Origin of the sequence: Mesorhizobium sp. M0587 (genome assembly GCF_040320945.1) — a bacterium.
Classification (GTDB): Bacteria; Pseudomonadota; Alphaproteobacteria; order Rhizobiales; family Rhizobiaceae; genus Mesorhizobium.
The window spans coordinates 68915-88056 of record NZ_JAMYQP010000023.1 but is presented as its reverse complement, the minus strand read 5'-3'; the positions used below and the strand labels follow the sequence as shown (position 1 = coordinate 88056).

Sequence of the window (19142 nt, the reverse complement as noted above, 5' to 3'; positions counted from 1 at the left end):
GGGATCAGTCCACGTCCTCGGCGGCGAGCGATTTCACCAGGTCGATGATTCGCCGCCGCACTTTGATGTCGGCGATCTTGACAAAGGCCCGGTTGAGCTGAAGGCCTTCGGGACTGCCGCAGAATTCGACGGCAAAAGCCATCGACGCATCCTCCGAGAAGCCACGGTTGGCCGCCATCTCCTGGCCAGGCGCATCCTCGAAAAAGAAGGCGACAGGCACGCCGAGTATGGAAGCTATAGCCTGCAGGCGGCTGGCACCGACGCGATTGGTGCCCTTTTCATATTTCTGGATCTGCTGAAATGTAATACCGAGATTCTCACCAAGCTTTTCCTGGCTCATTCCCAACATGTTGCGGCGAAGCCGGATGCGACTGCCAACATGAATGTCGATCGGATTCGGTTTCTTCTTGTTGTCTTCTGCCATTTTTTCCTCGCCGAATTTTTTCGGCTTTGTGATTTTTTTCCTGCCCAAAACAAGCCGGAGGCGACTGCCCCAACAGAACGATTCACCGGCTTCGAGAAATTTCGGGCGGTACAGTATGAGTTTCTAATGTGTCGACTGTCAATTCACCCGTAGCCTTTGCCTTACGGTAAGCACGGCCGCGGTCAAGGCAAACAGCAACATGATCAGCATTCCGTTAATGCGCCGCTGGGCGGCGGAAACGACCGCCTGCGCGGCGATCGGCACTTTTGCGTCGATGGCTCCGCGTGCATCGATCGCCAGCGCGTCGACGATGCGTCCGCGCGGGTCGACGACGGCCGAGATGCCGTTGTTGGCGGCACGCAACAATGGCAATCCATTCTCCACCGCCCGGATCTGAGCCTGCCTGAAATGCTGATACGGACCCGGCGTATCGCCGAACCACGCATCATTGGTGACGTTCACAATAAGCTGCGCTGACGTTGCGTCAACTGCCACAAGATCGGGAAAGATCACCTCATAACAGATAAATGGCAGGGCGCGGACGCCGCCGGGCAGCGTGATGGCGTGGCGCTCGTTGCCGGCCGTGAAGGTCATGGGTCCAGCGACGAGTTGTTCGATGCCGAAACGGCCGAGCAGATCGGCAAAAGGCAGGTATTCGCCGAACGGCACCAGATGGACCTTGTCGACGGCGTCGGTGATTTCGCCTTTGTCGTCGATCGCCACCACCGAGTTGTAGTAGCGGCTGTCGGCGCCTGCCGCGGACCCGCCCTCCTCGCGAACGACGCCGGCGATCAGCATCTGGCCAGCGCCCAGCATATCGCCCAGCGCCGTCAATGCATCCGGCCGCTCGGCGAAGAGGAACGGCACCGAGGTCTCCGGCCAAAGGATCAGTTGCGGCTTTTCGTGACCGGGCTCCGGCGCCTTGGCGGACAAGCCCAGCAGGACCGCGAAGATGCGGTCGCGCACCGAGGCGTCCCATTTTTCCGTCAGATCCACGGCCGGTTGGACGATGCGGACATTCAGGCTTTGCGCCGCCGTGTTTTCCGGGGCGGTGAGCCTGGCATAACCGAACCCGACATGGGCGGCGGCGAGAACGACAAGCAGTGCTGCGCCCAGGCGAAGATGCCGGCGCGCCGCCAGCAGCGCCGGCAGCGCGAAGACAAACACCGCCAGCGCGTTCATGCCGGCCATGCCGGTCACCGAGACGCTCTGCATCAGAAGGGGCACGGGCATCGCCGCGTAACCGATCGCATTCCAGGGAAAGCCAGTGAACAGCACACCGCGCAGCCACTCGGCCAGGCCGAAGCCGAACGCCAGGGCAGCGATGCGGCCTATGTCGTTGCTCCATAGCGATCGGGCGATTACCGCGGCAAAGCCGTAGAAAAACGCGAGCGCGAAGGGAATGCCGACCACGGCCAAGGGAAGCGCCCAGGCAAAGCTGTCGGCCTCGACCAGCAGCGCCGAGCCAATCCACCACAGGCCGGCGAGGAAATAGCCGAAGCCGAACCACCAACCGACGGCGAAGGCAGGACGCAGGCGACGCAACAGGTTGCCGGAGGCCTCGCCGGTGGCGCCGTCGAGCAACCAGACCAGCAGCGGAAACGAGATGAAGCAGGCGGCGAAGAAATCGTACGGCGCCTGGCCAAGCACCGCCAGCGCCCCGGCCAGGAATGCCACGAGCGCACGTTGCCAACCCCAAAGCAGAATTATCCGGCCGCCAAGGCGCTCCATGCAGACTTCCAAGTCGTGCGAATCAGGATGCAAGATTTATCAGGCTGCGGCTTGCGTTCCAAACGCCGGATGATCAGCATCTCAGGCACGCAGCTACCGGTGCCAACCTTCGATGCGCAGATCGCCCAATTGTTCGGCTTCCTCGCGGGAAACCGAGCGGATGGTCTGCGTGAAGGTCCAGATATGGCCTTCGGGATCGCGCGCCCGATACTGACGTTCGCCGTAGAACTGGTCCGCCGGCTCCTGGATTATGGTGGCACCGGCCGCCCGCGCCCGTTCGCAATGTGCATCCAGGCCGTGCTTCAGCCTGATATAGACCGACTGCGTGTTCTTGCCGGCGACCGAAGCCGGGCTGGCGATGTAGTCCGCCCATTCGGAATCGACGATGATGTAGCTGTCGCCGAACCGCATCTCGGAGTGGACGAGCTTTCCCTCGGCATCGCTGACCACCATGCTACGCTCGAAGCCGAAGGCAGCTTCAAGCCAATCAAGCGCGGCACGAGCATCCCTGTAGAAGACGCCGGAGCCGAGGCTCGAATGCTTGAACGGGTCATCGACCGTCATCGGGCGAGCGGGACGCTCAGGCCTGTTCGGTCCGGGCGGTGGCGCGCCGGCGTCGCTCGCCCTTCTGGCTCTGCACGATGCGCACACGCTTGACGCGGCGCGGATCGGCGTCGAGGACATGGAATTCGAAGCCGGGAATGGCCTGCACCACCTCGCCGCGCGCCGGAACGCGCCCAAGCGTATTGAAGATCATGCCGCCGATCGTGTCGACATATTCGCCATGTTCGCCGGCGGCGAAGTCCCCGCCGATCATCTTGGCGACGTCGTCGATTTCGGCCTTGCCATCGACGACGAAGACACCGTCGCCGGCCTGGGTGATCATCGGCTCGTCGTCGTCGTGCTCGTCCTCGATGTCGCCGACCACCATCTCGACAATGTCCTCGAGCGAGACAAGCCCATCCGTGCCGCCATATTCATCGATGACGAGCGCCATCTGCGTGCGCGTCGTCTGCATGCGCCCCATCAGGTCGGAGGCAAGCATCGACGGCGGCACGAACAGCACCGGGCGAATCAGACTCAGGTCGCCAATCGTGCGCGTCAGATCCACCTGAGCAAGGTCGAGAAGCGTGGCAGCGAGTATCTTCCTGGTCGTGCGGCCCTTCTTGACGCGCGCGATCTTGGTTATGTGGGCCAGCACGTCGCGAATGTGGACCATGCCGCGAGGATCGTCGAGCGTCTCGGAATAGACCGGCATGCGGGAATGGCCGGACTGTTCGAACGTGCCCAGGAGGTCGCCGAGCGTCGTCGTGATCTCGACCGCCTGGACGTCGGCGCGCGGCACCATGACGTCCTCGACGCGCACTTCGCGTAGGCGCAAGATGTTGTTGAGCATGGCGCGTTCGCCAGGCGAGAAGGACTCGGCATCGCTTGCCGTCTCGGCAAGCGCGCCGGCGATTTCCTCGCGCAGGCTGGTTCCGTTGCGTTGCCTGAACAGGCCAAGCACGCGGTCGAACAGGGAAGGGCCGGCAGGCGAAGGCTCGCTGGCAACGCTGCCGGTAACGGTACTGGGACTAGACCCCTCTTCCGACGTATCGGAAGCCTTGGCGGCACTGCCGGCGTCGGGGCGGGCGGCAGTCTCTGGTTTGTCGTTCATCGTCGTCCGGTCAATTGGTCAGAAGTAGTTACGCGTAGGGATCGGGAATGGCAAGCCTTGCGAGCGCTGCGCGCTCGACGGACTCCATCTCCTCCGCATCCGCGTCGGTCTCGTGATCGTAGCCCAGCAAATGCAGCAGGCCATGGATGACGAGATGGGTGATATGGTTGTCCAAGGGCTTTTCTTCCAGTGCCGCTTCGCGCGCCACGGTTTCGGCGGCGAGCACGATGTCGCCGAGCATCGGCGGCAGCGGACCGCCCTTGGGGAAGGGAAAGGCCGGGAAAGACAGGACATTGGTCGGCTTGTCCTTGCCGCGCCAACCGGCATTGAGCGTGCGGATATGGGCGTCGTCGGAAAAAACGATGCTCAGCTCGGAATGCCCCTGCGCAGCCGTCTCGGCAAAAGCAGCAGCGGCGGCCCCCTCGACAAGCCGCGAAAGTGCCGCTTCGTCCGGCCAGGTTCCCGCTTCGACCATGAGGTCGATGTCGACAGGCGGCGGCAAACCCGCCCCGCTCGGCCTTTGCGACTCAGTCATGGGCCCGCACGGTCAAAATCAGCCTTCGGTCCCCAGACCACGCGCAAGCTTGCCGTCACGGTCATAGGCCTTGACGATCTCGGCAACCAGCGGGTGCCTGACGACGTCGCCCTCGTTGAACCGAACGGTCACCATGCCGGTCACGCCGTCGAGGATCCTGAGCGCCTCGACCAGTCCGGACTTGGTGTTCTGCGGCAAGTCGATCTGGGTCGGATCGCCGGTGACGATCATGCGCGAGTTTTCGCCGAGACGGGTCAGGAACATCTTCATCTGCATCGGCGTGGTGTTCTGCGCCTCGTCGAGGATGACCGCGGCATGCGCCAGCGTGCGGCCGCGCATGAAGGCGAGCGGCGCGATCTCGATCACCTCGGCGGCAATCGCACGTTCAACCTTGTCGGCCGGCATCATGTCGTAGAGCGCATCGTAGAGCGGCCGCAGATAGGGATCGACCTTCTCCTTCATGTCGCCGGGCAGGAAGCCCAGCCGCTCGCCGGCCTCGACGGCAGGCCGCGACAGCACGATGCGCTCGACCATGCCGCGTTCGAGCAGCATCGCCGCATGCGCCACCGCCAGATAGGTCTTGCCGGTGCCGGCTGGACCGATGCCGAACACCAACTCCGACCGCTCCAGCGCCCGCATATAGGCGTCCTGGGTGAGCGAGCGGGCATAGATCGTCTTCTTGCGGGTAGCGATCTGCGCGGCTGAGACCTTGCCCTTGCGCTCCAGCGTCGGCAACGTCAGCTGATCATCGGCGGCGACCGCCATGCGCACGGCGCCGTCGACGTCGGACTGGCCGATATCGACGCCTTTCTGGAGAATACCATAGAGGTTGTCCAGCGCCCGGCGTGCTTGTTCGGCGGCCGAAGCGGACCCCTTGATGGTCAGCTGATTGCCGCGCGAACGGATATCGACGCCGAGTTTCTGCTCGAGCCGGGCGAGATTTTCGTCAAACTGGCCATACAGGGCGCTGGCAAGCTTATTGTTGTCGAACGTCAGAACGATATGCGCCATGTCAGAAGCCCCAGATGCCGGTACCGGGGGCAGATTCTTCAGCTCCGCTGCGCTCAACCGTCTCTCCTCATCTGCCGAGACCATCAGGCCAATTCGGCGAACAGGCTATTGTAGCCCGTCTTCGTGATTCGCACCTTGATAATGTCACCGATTTCGCCGGCGTTTTCATCAACAATAACTGGTTGCAGCCAAGGCGAGCGGCCGACCTTCTGGCCGGCCTGGCGGCCGGGCTTCTCGATCAGCGTATCGATGGTGCTGCCGACCAGGCTGGAACCAAAATCCTGCTGCTGCTTCAGGAGCAGCGCCTGCAGCCGCTGGAGGCGTTCGTCCTTGACCGTTTCCGGCACATGGTCGGGCATGTCGGCGCCCGGCGTTCCGGGACGCGGCGAATATTTGAACGAAAAGGCCGAGGCGTAGTTCACCTGGCGCACCAGCTCCATGGTCGCCTCGAAATCCGCTTCGGTCTCCCCGGGGAAGCCGACGATGAAATCGCCGGAAAGCGCGATATCCGGACGCGCAGTGCGGATGCGGCCGAGCAGTTTGAGATAATCCTTCGCGGTGTGCCTGCGGTTCATGGCCTTCAAGATGCGATCGGAGCCGGATTGCACCGGCAGATGCAAATAAGGCATCAGCGACGGCAGGTCGCGATGGGCCGCGATCAGTTCATCATCCATGTCACGCGGGTGGCTGGTGGTGTAGCGCAGCCGCGCCAGGCCGGGAATCTCGGCCAGCCTGAACAGCAGCCGTCCAAGGCCCCACTCCTCGCCATTCTCGCCCTGGCCATGCCAGGCATTGACGTTCTGGCCGAGCAGCGTGACCTCGCGCACGCCTGCTTGCGCCAGACGCTCGGCCTCCGCGACGATCTGCGCCACCGGCCGCGACACTTCCGAGCCCCTGGTGTAGGGCACGACGCAGAAGGTGCAGAACTTGTCGCAACCTTCCTGCACGGTCAGGAACGCGGTGACGCCGCGCTTGATGAGCTCGGCGCGCCTGGGCTGCGGCAAATGCTCGAATTTGTCCTCGACGGCGTAGTCGGTCTCGACGATCTTCTCGCCGCCGCGCACCCTGGCCAGCACGTCGGGCAGGCGGTGATAGGTCTGCGGACCGATGACCAGATCGACGGCCGGCGAACGGCGAATGATCTCGGCGCCTTCGGCCTGGGCGACGCAACCGGCGACGCCGACCAGCATCCCACGGCCGGCTCCGGCGCGTTCTGCCTTCATATCGCGGATGCGGCCGAGTTCGGAATAGACCTTTTCGGCCGCCTTTTCCCTGATGTGGCAGGTGTTGAGCAGCACCAGATCGGCCTCGCCGATGGCATCGGTGGCGGTATAGCCGTCGGCGGCCAGCGCATCGCTCATGCGCTGTGAATCATAGACGTTCATCTGGCAGCCATAGGTCTTGATAAAGACCTTCCTGGTCGCCCCGGCCGGCACGGCCACTCCTTTACCGGCAGCGTCGATGTCGTCGCGTTCTATCGTGTTCAAGTCCATCTGGCGGCTTCTAACGCCTTTCCGTGACAAAAAACAGACGATTCTCCAATGCGGCCATCGTCCGTACGGTTGGCGCTCAGCCCGCTTACCGGCTCGGACGTGGATCGGCGAGCGCCGCCTGCATCATTTCGCGCACCCGGCTTTCCATCAGCTTGGCCGTTTCCTTGCGGCTGGAGCCCCTGGAAAATGCGATCGGCTCGCCGAAATGCACTTCAACATCGAGCCCGCCTTGCGCCATCAGCACCTTGAGATGCGGCATCAGGTCCTCGTCGCCGATCCATGCCGCGATCGGCCGATGTCGGCGGCCCATGGGCACGCCATGCAGACGCGTATAGGCGATCGCCACCGGCTGGATGAACACCTGTTCGGCGGCTCCTTCCGAAATCGCCATCGAGGCAGCGCCGAACAGCGTGCTCTTGAACGGCAGCATGATGTTGCCGTCGCCGGTCGAGCCTTCGGCGAACAGCACCATGGCGTCACCCTTGGCCATGCGGCTGCCGATCTCGCTGGCCTGGTCGCCCGAGGAGCGCTTGCGCTCGCGCTCGATGAAGACGGTGCGCTGCAATTTCGACAGCATGCCGATCAGCGGCCACCCTTCCATATCCGCCCTGGCGATGAATTTCACGTCGACCATCGAGCCGAGCACCATGATGTCGGTCCAGGAGATATGATTGGCCGCCACCAGCAACGGGCGTCCGGTCGACAGCGCGCCCTTGACGTGGATGCGCATGCCGAGCGCCCTGATGATCATCCTGTGCCAGATCTTGAGGATGAAGGTTTCCGGCCACCAACCGGTCTTCATCGACAGGATCTGCAATGGCACCAGCACCAGCGAGCCGGCGACGACGAGGCCCAGCGCCAGGAAAATCCTGATTTTTCCGATCATGCTGTCCTAGCCCTACCCGCCTCTGGCTAGCGAAGATCGCGGCGCATGACAAGCGCGCCGGTCGGCCCGCGATCGGGCGACTTGTAGTAGTCCGGACGCTTGCCGACTTCGCGGAACCCCAGCCGCCGGTAAAGCGCGATCGCGGCGACGTTGGTCTCGTCGACTTCCAGGAACAGCGCTTCGGCGCGTTGCGCGTGCAGTTCGCGCAGCACCGCATCCATCAACTGCCAGCCCAGCCCCTGCCGGCGATGGGATCGCGCCACTGCGACGGTCAGGATCTCGCCCTCGCCGGCCGCCAGCCTGGCCAGGATGAAGCCGACCGGCGGCTTGGCGCCCTGGCCGGTCTCACGCGCGGCGTAGCCGAACACGGTGTCCTGTTCGAGCAAGGCTGCGAACTCACCGTCGGTCCAGGGCCGGACAAAATCCTCGCGGTGCAGCAGCGAGACCGCCGGACTGTCGGTAGTCTTCAGCGGCTCCAGGGCATAGTCCCGGCGGCGTGTTTGGAGAAAAGGTATGCGCATTATTTTTCGTTTTCTTGTTTGACCATATTTTCGGAAAACCGGCTTCCACCTTTCGGGATCATGATCTCAGCCTTGAAAGCATGAACCCGGCCTGCGGCTTGGCGTCGGCGCCGCGCAGATAGAGCGGTTTCGGCCTCTCGCCCTCGCCCTTGGCGGCTGCCAGGCGGGCATAGGTGACGATGTCGGCGGTGGCCGTCTCGGGACCGGTTTCGAAGGCGCGCCCGGCCGAGATGGCGATCTGCGTCGCAGCGGTTCCGGCCAGCACTGAAGAATTTTCCGTCGCCATGGCGACGGCGTCGTTCAATGTAATAACCGCTGGACCGTAAGTCAAAGACGACATTTCATCGTACAGGGCGGCGTGGATTTCCTCGCGCCCGGCATCCAGCGCCGCAAGCACGGCACGGTCGGGAAATGCAGCGGCGGCCTCGGCGGCCAGCGCCTCGAGCGTCGTTACCCCGATCGCTGGAATTTTCAACGCCAGCGCAAGGCCGCGCGCGGTCGAGACACCGACGCGCAGACCGGTGAAGGAACCGGGGCCGACGGAAACGGCGATGGCGCCCAGATCGCCATATTGGATTGCGCTTGCCTTCAGCGCTTCAGCGATGACGGCCATCAGGTGCTCGGCGTGGCCCTTGCCGAGATCGAGCACCTGACGGCCAAGCTCCCGCTTCGCCGCCGCGTCATAGACGCAGGCGGCGCAGAGGTTGGCGGCACAGTCGATGGCAAGCAATCTCATGAAACGACCGGTTCGAAAAACAATTCCCTGTGCCCGCCACGGCGCGCCACCGCAAGGGGATAGTGCGTAATTTGTTAAGCGGCTTCGCTTCGGCCCGTTGTCTACACCGCCGTCTCGATGCGCAGCATGTGGTTGTCCCAGACATAGTCCGGCTCGGATCGTGTCGCACCGCTGCCCTCGACGATTTCGCCGGTGCCCGTGGTGGCCATGAAACCCGCTCCGTCGGGCGCCAGTCCGCAGACCTCGACCAGTGCGTTCGACGAGACGACCCGCCCGCTCGGCGCATCGATCACGACCAGCGAATTGCCTTCCGGCGACGAGACCGCGACGGTGCCGGCAACCGGGTTGGCGGCGACCGAGCCGATATAGTTGCGGAAGCCGGACAAGGTATCCTGCGGCATGTCGAGGAGCTGCAAATCCTTGCCGCGCGCCGCGCGGCCGACGAGCAGCGGGCGATCGGTGCCGGGTCCCCTGTACTGGCAACCGAACCAGACGGTGCCTGTCTGGTCGGCGTCCATGTGGCGGATCGACAGCTGGTGCAGCACCGCCGGTAATTCGTGCTTCTCGATGAGGTCGCCGGTGACGCGGTCGATGAGCACATAGGACGGCTTCATGGTGGCGATGTTGAGTTCGGCGCGGCCATAGTCGGGATGGGTCTCGATGCCGCCATTGGCAACGGCAATCGTCCTGCCATCGCCCAGGAGCAAGAGTTCATGCGGCCCCATGCCGTAGGTCGGGAATTCCCCGACGCGGCTGAATTTCGCCCGCGCGTCATAGACGCCGACGACGCCGGCCGCGTTGTCGAAATCGTTCTCGGTGGCATAGAGCAAGGCGCCGTCGGGTGAGAATACGCCGTGGCCGAAGAAATGCCGGCCGGCGATGCTGGCGATGGTTAGCGGTTCGTCGCGGCCCGAATAGTCGAAAACGACGGCAAAAGTCCCGGGCTGGCGGGCGAAGACCACCGAACGCTTCGATATTGGATCGAAGGTGACGTCGTGGCCGCGATCGGGCAGGTCGATCGCATGCAGCACCTTGCCGGCCTCGGACAGGACGGCGGCGCCATAGCTGCCGTCACGCTTGACGAAGGCGGTGGCGAAGACGGCATCCGCCGCGAGCGTGTCCGCCCAGGCCGGAGGCGCCATTGCGGCAGCAAAACCGAGGCCTGCGGCCTTGAGGAAATCGCGACGGTCGACGAGAGAGGTTTTCATCAGACGCTCCCGGAGAATACAGGCCGAGGCATCTCAGATTTCGTCATCCTTGGGCGGAGCAGGAGCGCAGCTCCGTCGCGGAGACCCAAGGATCCATGCCGTGCCTTTGGCCGAGGAATGCAGCCGAGTAGAATTCTGAACCGTTGCAACGCGTTGCGGTCGCGGCATGGATCCTGGGGTCTGCGCCGCGTCGCTTCGCTCCTTGCTTCGCCCCAGAATGACGAAGCTGTGGGCGTTTCGGCCAATCTCAAGGTCACCCTCAGTCCCCATCCAGCGAGGAGAACCCCGCGGTCAGGCCGAATTCGGCGGTCAGCCTGGTGCCGATCAAGGTCGACAGGCTGGAGGTGATCAGCGCGAAATGATCGAGTTTTTCACGCAGCGCCGGATCGGCGAGAGCCTTGTCGATCGGGCCGTTGATGGCCTTGGCGGTGGCGACACCGTTGACCAGCTGGATATGGATCGATTCGGCCATCCAGCGCGCGTCGGGCGGCAGCGCGTCGCCAAGCTTAGATGCCTGGAACAGCGTATCGATGCCGGAAAGATTGCCGGCAAGCGAATTGGTGGTGTTTTGCGAGCGCCAGTAGATCGCTTGCTTCGGCTTGTCGGCGTCCGGCCTGGCGCCGAAAAACCCTTTCAGGCGCACGTCGCGAACCATTTCCAGCTCGTTGATGAAGACGCCGACCAGCTCGGTCACCGCCTCGTTGCCGTCGCGGTATAACGCGTTCTGCGGCCCCGGATTGGCCCAAAGGGCCGCAAAGCCGTCCGGCCTGTTCCAGGCCGCGCTGACATCGGAAGCCATCGTTTCAATGTTGCCGGCGACAGCCGCGCCATAGGCGCAACGATAGGCATCGCCCTTGCCGGTCAGCGCATCGGCGCCATCGCCGAAAAGCACGAATTCCAGCGCGCCCAGCCCTTGCATGGCAACGCTCTTGCCGGCCAGTTGAGCCGGGTCGGTGGCGGTCGCGTCCTTGGCCGAAAGCGCTGCCTGAACCTGTTTCAGGCCGATGCTCTTGCGATCGGGCCAGAACAGCATGCGCTCCAGCCGGTTGTTCTCCTTGATCGGCCCGAAGCCGCTGATTTCGGCTGACGACCAGGCTTCGACCGTGGCCGAAAACCCGGCGCGCGCCGCATCGAGATGCTTTTGCGAGGGTGCCTGGCAAAGCGCGTGCATCGCCTCGGTCAGACGACCGGCATGGTCATGCAGGCTGGCATAGGCCGGGCGGACAAAGCCGTCGATCGCGCGCTGGATGATTTCGGAGGCTTTCACCGCTGCCGGTGCCGGCGCGGCGCCCAAGAGAACAAACGGAAGAACGAGAAACAGCGCGCAACGCTTCAGCATCAAAGTGACTCCAGGAATTTGACCAGCGCGGCCCGATCGCTTGCGTCTGCCGCGGCAAAGCGGTCGCGCGCCTTTTGCGCCTCGCCGCCATGCCAGAGGATCGCCTCGGTCAGGCTGCATGCACGTCCATCGTGCAGAAAGAACGAGTTGCCGTTGACCGTTTTCGTCAAGCCAATACCCCATAGTGGCGGGGTGCGCCACTCGCCGCCCGTCGCGTCACCCACGGCCTGGCCGTCGGCCAAATCAGGTCCCATGTCGTGCAGCAGGAAGTCGGAATAGGGCCAGACCAGCTGGAAGGCCTGCGCCTTGTTGGGCGCATCGCGGCGGGTGACGAATTTCGGCGTGTGGCAGGAAACGCAGCCGATCTCGTAAAACAGTTTCTTGCCGGCGAGCACAGCCGGCGCATCGAGGTCGCGGCGCGCCGGCACGGCCAGGTTCTGCGAATAGAAGGTGACGAGGTCCATCACCGGGAGCGGCGCCTCGACCGGGCCAAGGCGCTCCTGCACGCCGTTGGGCATGGCGAGGCATTTTGCTTGTGCGGCGGTGCAGTCACCCCAGTGCTTGGGCGTTTCGGGCGTCGAGATGCCGATGTCGCCGGCAAAGGCATCCGCCGCCTGCTGGCGGATCGACGCCGTCTGCGCCTTCCAGCCGAACCGGCCAAGCGTCAGCTCGCCGCTCAGGCCGTCGCGCACGATGTTGGGCTTGCCGGAAATGCCGTCGCCATCGCGATCGCCGGGGTCGGCATGGCGAAGAATATCCGCCGGCGCGATCAGCTCTATCAGGCCGAGGCCGATCATCGGCGGCGTCAGGCGCGGCGACAGCGTGGTGCGCGGATCGAGCGGCCCGTCGCCAAGATCGGTGACCGAATAGCTGGGCTTGCGCAAGGAAATCACGCTGCCGTCCGCCAGCGTCATCTTCCGTTCCTGGTAATCGACATGCATGCTGCCTTCGCCGCGCAGGCCGGCCACGGCCAGCTCCTGCAATTGGCTGCCGTAGACCGGGTCGGGGAAGTTGAGCGCCTTGTGGTCGGCAAGCTGGGCTTTCTCCTCCTCGGTGCTCGCCTCGCGTGCCAGCCGCAGGAACATCGAGGTGGTACCAACATCACCTTGCGGCGGCCGGCCACGGCCATCCTTCAAATGGCAGTTCTGGCAGGCGCGTTCGTTGAACAGCGGGCCGAGCCCGTCCGACGCCTGCGTCGATGACGGCGACGACACCCAGTTCTTGCGGAACAGGGCGTTGCCGAGCTTGAAGCTGCCCTCTTCCTCGAAAGTGATGTTGGCCGAGGACTGCGAAAAAGCATCCCGATTGACGTCCTTTCTGGACGTCCCGGCGCCACCTTGCATCAGTTCGAACTGCTCGGGCCTGGAAAAATCCGACGTCGGCCGGGTGACGGCGGTGACGCGGGCCTGATCCTTCGCATTCAGGTCGGTGCGGCTGGTGGCGAGACCGGAAAGCTCGCCGGCCATCGCCGACGAGGCGAGCGCCACGGCGACGAAGACGCAGCGCCCACGAGCCAGTCCGGCCGGTGTTTTCTGAAGGGGCGGCGAGCCTTGGGCCCGCCGCAAGCGGCGCGAGAACTCTAAGGGGCGCCGCATTCCAGCATGCCCTTACTCCGCCTCGTCCGCCGATGCGGCGTTGAGCTGGCCGTATTTTTCCTCGCCGATCGAGGCAAGCAGATCGAGTTGCGTTTCGAGGAAATCGATGTGGCCTTCCTCGTCGGCAAGCAGTTCCTCGAACAGTTTCATGGACACGTAGTCGCCCGCTTCATTGCAGATCTCGCGCGAGCGCTTGTAGGCGGTACGCGCGTCATATTCGCCGGCGAGATCGGATTCGAGCACTTCCTTGACATTCTGCCCGATGCGCAGCGGCGCCACGGATTGCAGGTTCGGATGGCCCTCCAGGAAGATGATGCGGGCCACGAGCCGGTCGGCATGGTGCATCTCCTCGATGGATTCCGCCCGCTCCTTCTTGGCCAGCTTGGCGTATCCCCAATCTTCCAGCAGGCGGAAATGCACCCAGTACTGATTGACCGCTCCGAGCTCCAGAAAAAGCGCCTCGTTAAGCCGCTCGATGATCCGCGGATCGCCTTTCATGAATTCTGCTCCCGTATTGGACGCGCAGGCCTCTGACGCGATCCAGGTGTGAAACGATGTCCACGCCGCTCGCCTCCGAGCGGGCGTGGTAATTTTCGGTGACCCGAATAATCGTTTCGACCACATTTGGGAAGCAGCCGCAACAGCGACCACGCTTTTGCATGGCGTGGTAAACCTTCGCCGGAACAATGAGCTGCCAGGGATCCTGGTCCAGCAGACCGATGATCGTCTGCTCTATCTCCCTTTCGGTGATGATGTTGCAATGGCAGATCAGCATTGTGGTACTCGGATGGCTGACGGCGCCCTCCGCGCCGTGTGGCTTGATTTCTTACCGGCACCTGTCGCGAAGCCGATTGTCCGGCTCCGGATCAGGTGCCGTTTCTCGCGGCTTACTTGAACACCTTGTCGGGCGCGTCGAGGCTGTCCGAGCCCTCGAAGGCGATGGCATTGAGTTTCAGGGAGCCGACCGCACGTTCGATCGACTTGGTCTGGTCGACCAGCGCGTCGATCGCCGCCTGCACGGTGGCGTTGCCTTCCGCATTGCCCTCGGCGATCTGCTGGTCATAGGCCTCGCCGGCCAGCGCCCGCGCCTTGATCGCCTCCATTTTGGCGACGGTGACATCGAGCTTGTCCGACAATTCCTTGTCAATGGCCGGATCGACAGCCTTCACCATGTCGGCCACCGACGGTCCCGAAACGACGGTGCCGTCGAGCCTGACGTAGCTGGCGTGATAGGCGGCGCGGATGCCGATGGCGTCGTAGAGATGCGAGTTGTAGGTGTTGTCGGAAAAGCAGTCATGCTCTTCTTCCGGATCGTGCAGCAGCAGGCCGAGCTTCATGCGCTCGCCAGCCAGTTCGCCGTAGGACAGCGAACCCATGCCGGTGAAGATCGTCGAGATGGCGGTGTTCGGCTCGCCGTCGACGAGGGCCTTGCGAGCGGCACCATTTTCCTCCCAATTGCCGACCATCTCCTGAAGGTCGGAAACCAGAAGATCGCTGGCCGACTTCAGATACTGGGCACGACGGTCGCAATTGCCGCCGGTGCAATTCTTGAGGTCGTAGTCTGTGTACGGACGCTCGCCGGCGCCCGGGCCGGTGCCGTGCAGATCCTGGCCCCAGAGCAGGAATTCGATGGCGTGATAGCCGGTGGCGACATTGGCCTCGATGCCGCCAGCCCCCTGCAGCGTGCCGGAAAGGAATTCCGGCGAAAGCTTCGAAGCATCGACCTTCTTGCCGTTGATCTCGATCTCCTTATTGGCGATCACATTGGCCGTGTAGAGCGAATTCGCGTCCGATTCGGTGCCGTAGCTCTTGGCTACATAATCGATCAGGCCCTCGTCCAGCGGCCAGGAATTCACCTTGCCTTCCCAGTCGTCGACGATCTTGTTGCCGAAGCGGTAGACTTCGGTCTGCTGATAGGGAGCGCGCGATGCCTTCCAAGCCTCGCGGGCGGCGTTGAGCGTGTCCGCCGACGGCGTGGCAAGCAGGGCGTCGACCGCCTTGTCGAGGGCCTGCGCCGTGGTCAGCGAATCCTCATATTTGGCCAGCGCGATGTCGGAATAGGCCTTGATCACCGCCTTGGGGTCGGTTTCCGCCTTGGCAGGCAGCACGAACACCGCCGCCGTCAGCAGGGCCGTGGCACCGATCGCCGCAAGCCTGCCGCCATATCGTGCTGTCATTATCGTTCTCCAGTTTCTCGGAAATTCCGTAAAAGGCGCGCGCGGCAACCGGCGCAGGGCCATGTGCATGCCACGGGGCACAAAGGATGCCGCACCGTCGCGCGGTTCGCGGAAGAAAGACATCGAAATGCCTCCAATCGAAAGGGTTCAAGGCCCAGACATCAAAGGGGTGCGCTGACGCGCGAGCGTCCATAAAGCTGCGACGCCGCTGGAAGTCAACGAAAATCGACAGGAAAAACCAATCGAAACAACAGTTTAGAATTATTCTAAACTGAGATAGTCAACTTTAGACCCTGCCCTGCACCGACTTCTCCGCCGTACTGTGCGATTGACAGCCGGCCATTCCGGGTGCGACCCGCAAAAGCCGTCTTGCGGCGGCGCCAGACAATCGCCACTTGGCGAAGCGTCCTAAAATCGAATCGGGATCGGAATGCGATGAAGAACGGCGTGGTCATTGTCGGTGCGGGTCATGCGGGCGTGCAGGCGGCCGCCAGTCTGCGCGAGGACGGCTATGATGGGCCGGTAATCCTGCTCGGCGACGAGAACGAGCTGCCCTACCACAAACCGCCGCTGTCGAAGACCTTCATCAAGGATGCCGAGGCAAAGCCGCAACCGCTGCGTGGCGAGGCCTTCTACACCGGCAGCGCCATCGACTACCGGCCGGGCATCCGGATCGACCGCATCGATGCCGGCCGCCGCAGCCTGGAGATATCAGGCGGCGGCGCGCTTGCCTTCGACCACCTGGTCCTGGCGACGGGATCGCGCCCGCGCGTCCTGCCGCTGCCAGGATCGGACCTGTCCGGCGTTTTGTCGCTGCGCTCGCTGGCCGACGCGCGGCTGATCCGGGAATTGAGCGCGCGGAGCGAAGAGGTCGTGATCCTTGGCGGCGGCTTCATTGGGCTGGAGATCGCGGCGACGCTGCGGGCGGCCGGCCGCACGGTGACGGTGGTCGAAGCGGTGGACCGGCTGCTCGGCCGCGCCGTGGCGCCTGTCGTGGCGAGCCATGTCCGCCAAAGGCTGGAAGCGATCGGCGTGCGCATCCTCACCGGCACCTCGATTGCCCGGCTCGAAGGCGAAAACGGTCAGGTCACGGCCGCGGTCACTTCGACCGGCGAAAGGCTGTCGGCGCACATGATCATCGTCGGCATCGGTGCCGTGCCCAATGTCGAACTGGCGCAGGACGCCGGCCTCAGCATCGCCAACGGCATTCGAGTCGATCACCAGATGCGCACTTCAGTGCCGGAAATCCTCGCCATCGGCGACGCCGCTTCGTATCGGCACTGGTTCACCGGCGGCGACGTACGCCTGGAATCGGTGCAGAACGCCACCGACCAGGCGCGCCTTGCCGCGCGTACGATCACCGGCCATGCCAACGTCTATTCGGCGGTGCCATGGTTCTGGTCAGACATCGGCGACATGAAATTGCAGATGGTTGGACTGACCGCCGGCGGCGACAGCCATGTCGTGCTGGGCGACCTGCCCGACAACAAATTCTCGATCTACCATTTTGCCGGCGACCGGCTGCTCGGCATCGAATCCGTCAACCGGCCCGGCGACCACATGCTTGGCCGCAAGATGCTGGGCGCCGGTTTCTCGCCGACGCCGCAGATGGTGGCTACAGGCCCCGAAGGGCTGAAAGCGGCGCTAGCCGCGTTTCAAAACATGGAGTCAGCCGAGGCCGGTGCCTAGGATTGCCAAATTTTGCCATAAGCTATAAAATGCCTGAATGAGCACCATGAACGTCTCCCTGCCGGAAAGCCTGAAGCATTTTGTCGATCAGCAAGTGACGGATCGAGGCTATGGTACGAGCAGCGAGTATGTGCGTGAATTGATCCGCCATGATCAGGATCGTCAACTTCTGCGCGGTTTGCTCCTTGAGGGCGCATCATCCGCCCCGGGCGCTCCCGTTGACGACGGTTATTTCGCCATGCTGCGGAAACGGGCCCAGGGCCAATAGCTTAAGTGCCTATAAAGGCAATCATTCCTCGAAAACTGGCCCTTCGCGATATCGAGGATGCTGTCGATTACCATGCGCGCGAAGTTGGTTCGAATGCGGCATTGGGCTACATCGAGGAGCTTCAAAACGCCTACGAACTGATAGCCAGCCATCCGGCATCGGGCTCTCTGAGATACGGCTACGAACTTGGATTGCCTGGTCTACGCAGCGTGCAAGTCAGGCGCTACCCATACCTGATTTTCTATCTTGAACGAACCGACCATATCGATGTTTGGCGGGTGCTGCACGCCAAGATGAACATTCCAGCTTGGTTGCAGAATCCGAGCTCCTGACGGCACGTTCACCGGGTTCAGTGTAGGCCGTCAGGAGAGATGGGCGCCGCCTGTTCAGGCAGCGCAGACTTCGCGGATCGAGCTTTCCAGAATGTCGAGTGCTTCGTTCATGACGCCGTCCTGGATGGTGATCGGCGCCAGGAAGCGGATGACGTTGCCATGGACGCCGCAGGTCAGGAGGATCAGCCCCTTGTCGAGCGCCTTCAGCCTGATCGCGTTGGCGATCTCGGCCGACGGCAGGCCCTTCTTGACGTCGTTGAACTCGACCGCGTTCATGAAGCCGAGACCTCTGATATCGACGATCTCGGGCACGTCGTCGCGGATCGACTGCAGCCGCTGCTTCAGTCTTGCACCCAGCGTGTTGGCGCGGTCGCACAGCTTCTCCTCGTCGATCACGTCGAGCACGGCATGAGCGGCGGCGACGCCTATCGGGCTGCCGCCATAAGTGCCGCCGAGCCCGCCGGGCCCGGGCGCATCCATGATCTCAGCGCGGCCGGTGACCGCCGACAACGGGAAGCCGCCGGCCAGGCTCTTGGCCATGGTGGTGATGTCGGCCGCCACCTCATGATGATCCATCGCGAACATCTTGCCGGTACGGGCAAAGCCGGTCTGCACCTCGTCGGCGATCAGAAGCATGCCATGCTGATCGCAGAGCTTGCGCAGCGCCGTCAGGAACTCACGCGGCGCCTCATAGAAGCCGCCCTCGCCCTGGACCGGCTCGATGATGATGGCGGCGACACGGGCCGGATCGACATCGGCCTTGAACAGCCGGTCGAGCGCTGCCAGCGAATCGGCCACCGACACGCCGTGCAGCGGCACCGGGAACGGCGCGTGGTAGACGTCGCCCGGCATGGCACCGAAGCCGACCTTGTAGGGAACGACCTTGCCGGTCAGCGCCATGCCCATGAAGGTGCGGCCATGAAAGCCGCCGGCGAAGGCGATGACGGCCGGACGCCCGGTAGCGTTGCGGGCGATCTTGATGGCGTTCTCGACCGCCTCGGCGCCGGTGGTGACGAAGATCGTCTTTTTCTCGAACTTGCCGGGCAGCATGCCGTTCAGCCGTTCGGCCAGCCGCACATAGCTCTCATAAGGCACCACCTGGTGGCAGGTGTGGGTGAAGCGGTCGAGCTGGGCCTTGACCGCCTCGATCACCTTGGGGTGACGGTGGCCGGTGTTGACGACCGCGATGCCCGACGAGAAGTCGATGTAGCGGCGACCTTCCACATCCCAGATTTCCGAGTTCTCGGCCCGGTCGGCGTAAATCTGCGTGGTCATGCCGACGCCGCGCGAGATCGACTGGTTCTTGCGTTCGGAAATGGCTGCGTTTTTCATGATGTCCCTCATCGAGCCGGCGCCCGTTCTTGTTTGATCAGATGTCTTCTGACCTTATTTCAGGTTTTCCTCAAGTCGGCACCGCCGACGGGCAATTGGGCCTGCGGCCGGACGGATCGCCCCTGAGCAGCCGCGTTAACGGGTTCCTTCGGAGTCTTCGCCGGCGCGCTGTCGATGGAGCGTTGAACGGAAAAACCGCCCGTGCGGC

Annotated in this window: 20 protein-coding genes; 3 read left to right on the top strand and 17 right to left on the bottom strand. The window is 63.4% G+C overall.

The annotated features are described in order from the left end of the window. Window positions 1–4: 4 nt before the first annotated feature. From NKI49_RS20655 to NKI49_RS20580, 16 genes are all read right to left on the bottom strand, one after another. The gene (locus tag NKI49_RS20655; protein ID WP_352604785.1) at window positions 5–424 is read right to left on the bottom strand and encodes a helix-turn-helix domain-containing protein; all 420 of its coding nucleotides are present in this window, start codon (window positions 422–424) and stop codon (window positions 5–7) included. A 138-nt stretch (window positions 425–562) separates the two neighbouring features. After that, entirely contained in the window at window positions 563–2155 is a 1593-nt protein-coding gene (lnt, locus tag NKI49_RS20650; protein WP_352604787.1) for an apolipoprotein N-acyltransferase, read from the bottom strand. Window positions 2156–2248: 93 nt separating this feature from the next. After that, a complete protein-coding gene (locus NKI49_RS20645) occupies window positions 2249–2719 on the bottom strand; it encodes a VOC family protein (protein WP_352604789.1) in 471 nt (156 codons plus the stop codon). Between the two features lie 16 nt (window positions 2720–2735). Further along, window positions 2736–3812 (bottom strand): hemolysin family protein, encoded by a 1077-nt coding sequence (locus NKI49_RS20640; RefSeq protein WP_352604791.1) that lies wholly within the window; start codon window positions 3810–3812, stop codon window positions 2736–2738. Between the two features lie 28 nt (window positions 3813–3840). Further along, the gene (gene ybeY / locus NKI49_RS20635; protein WP_352604793.1) at window positions 3841–4347 is read right to left on the bottom strand and encodes an rRNA maturation RNase YbeY; all 507 of its coding nucleotides are present in this window, start codon (window positions 4345–4347) and stop codon (window positions 3841–3843) included. A gap of 18 nt (window positions 4348–4365) precedes the next feature. Beyond that, entirely contained in the window at window positions 4366–5358 is a 993-nt protein-coding gene (locus tag NKI49_RS20630) for a PhoH family protein (RefSeq protein ID WP_027026620.1), read from the bottom strand. An 83-nt stretch (window positions 5359–5441) separates the two neighbouring features. Further along, window positions 5442–6851, bottom strand: coding sequence for a tRNA (N6-isopentenyl adenosine(37)-C2)-methylthiotransferase MiaB (gene miaB / locus NKI49_RS20625; protein ID WP_352604795.1), 1410 nt, complete (start codon window positions 6849–6851; stop codon window positions 5442–5444). 85 nt (window positions 6852–6936) lie between these two features. After that, window positions 6937–7737, bottom strand: coding sequence for a lyso-ornithine lipid O-acyltransferase (gene olsA / locus NKI49_RS20620; protein WP_352604797.1), 801 nt, complete (start codon window positions 7735–7737; stop codon window positions 6937–6939). 26 nt (window positions 7738–7763) lie between these two features. Next, a complete protein-coding gene (gene rimI, locus NKI49_RS20615) occupies window positions 7764–8258 on the bottom strand; it encodes a ribosomal protein S18-alanine N-acetyltransferase (protein ID WP_352604799.1) in 495 nt (164 codons plus the stop codon). Window positions 8259–8316: 58 nt separating this feature from the next. Further along, window positions 8317–8994 carry a tRNA (adenosine(37)-N6)-threonylcarbamoyltransferase complex dimerization subunit type 1 TsaB gene (tsaB, locus tag NKI49_RS20610; RefSeq protein ID WP_352604801.1) on the bottom strand — a complete coding sequence of 226 codons (678 nt, stop codon included), beginning with the start codon at window positions 8992–8994 and terminating at the stop codon, window positions 8317–8319. 101 nt (window positions 8995–9095) lie between these two features. Continuing rightward, window positions 9096–10202, bottom strand: a complete 1107-nt coding sequence (locus tag NKI49_RS20605) for a DUF1513 domain-containing protein (RefSeq protein WP_352604803.1) — start codon at window positions 10200–10202, stop codon at window positions 9096–9098. A gap of 259 nt (window positions 10203–10461) precedes the next feature. Next, the gene (locus NKI49_RS20600) at window positions 10462–11541 is read right to left on the bottom strand and encodes an imelysin family protein (RefSeq protein WP_352695743.1); all 1080 of its coding nucleotides are present in this window, start codon (window positions 11539–11541) and stop codon (window positions 10462–10464) included. Continuing rightward, window positions 11541–13136, bottom strand: coding sequence for a di-heme oxidoreductase family protein (locus NKI49_RS20595; protein ID WP_352604807.1), 1596 nt, complete (start codon window positions 13134–13136; stop codon window positions 11541–11543). Before NKI49_RS20595 ends, NKI49_RS20600 begins: the two co-directional genes overlap by 1 nt. Window positions 13137–13148: 12 nt before the next feature. Further along, entirely contained in the window at window positions 13149–13634 is a 486-nt protein-coding gene (gene bfr / locus NKI49_RS20590) for a bacterioferritin (RefSeq protein ID WP_352604809.1), read from the bottom strand. Next, window positions 13600–13911, bottom strand: coding sequence for a (2Fe-2S)-binding protein (locus NKI49_RS20585; RefSeq protein WP_352604811.1), 312 nt, complete (start codon window positions 13909–13911; stop codon window positions 13600–13602). The genes bfr and NKI49_RS20585 overlap by 35 nt, the downstream gene beginning before the upstream one ends. A 112-nt stretch (window positions 13912–14023) precedes the next feature. Then, window positions 14024–15313: an imelysin family protein gene (locus tag NKI49_RS20580; protein WP_352604813.1), complete on the bottom strand. Its 1290-nt coding sequence runs from the start codon at window positions 15311–15313 to the stop codon at window positions 14024–14026. Window positions 15314–15748: 435 nt separating this feature from the next. On the opposite strand from NKI49_RS20580, the gene NKI49_RS20575 reads away from it, so the two are divergent. Genes NKI49_RS20575 through NKI49_RS20565 form a run of 3 tightly spaced genes read left to right on the top strand, consistent with a single transcriptional unit; the run spans window position 15749 to window position 17602 of the window. Then, entirely contained in the window at window positions 15749–17002 is a 1254-nt protein-coding gene (locus NKI49_RS20575; protein ID WP_352604815.1) for an NAD(P)/FAD-dependent oxidoreductase, read from the top strand. Between the two features lie 37 nt (window positions 17003–17039). Next, window positions 17040–17270: a type II toxin-antitoxin system ParD family antitoxin gene (locus NKI49_RS20570; RefSeq protein ID WP_027026631.1), complete on the top strand. Its 231-nt coding sequence runs from the start codon at window positions 17040–17042 to the stop codon at window positions 17268–17270. An 11-nt stretch (window positions 17271–17281) separates the two neighbouring features. Then, window positions 17282–17602: a type II toxin-antitoxin system RelE/ParE family toxin gene (locus tag NKI49_RS20565; RefSeq protein WP_352604894.1), complete on the top strand. Its 321-nt coding sequence runs from the start codon at window positions 17282–17284 to the stop codon at window positions 17600–17602. Window positions 17603–17656: 54 nt separating this feature from the next. On the opposite strand, the gene NKI49_RS20560 is transcribed toward NKI49_RS20565, so the two are convergent. Beyond that, a complete protein-coding gene (locus tag NKI49_RS20560; RefSeq protein ID WP_352604817.1) occupies window positions 17657–18934 on the bottom strand; it encodes a 4-aminobutyrate--2-oxoglutarate transaminase in 1278 nt (425 codons plus the stop codon). Window positions 18935–19142 lie beyond the last annotated feature (208 nt).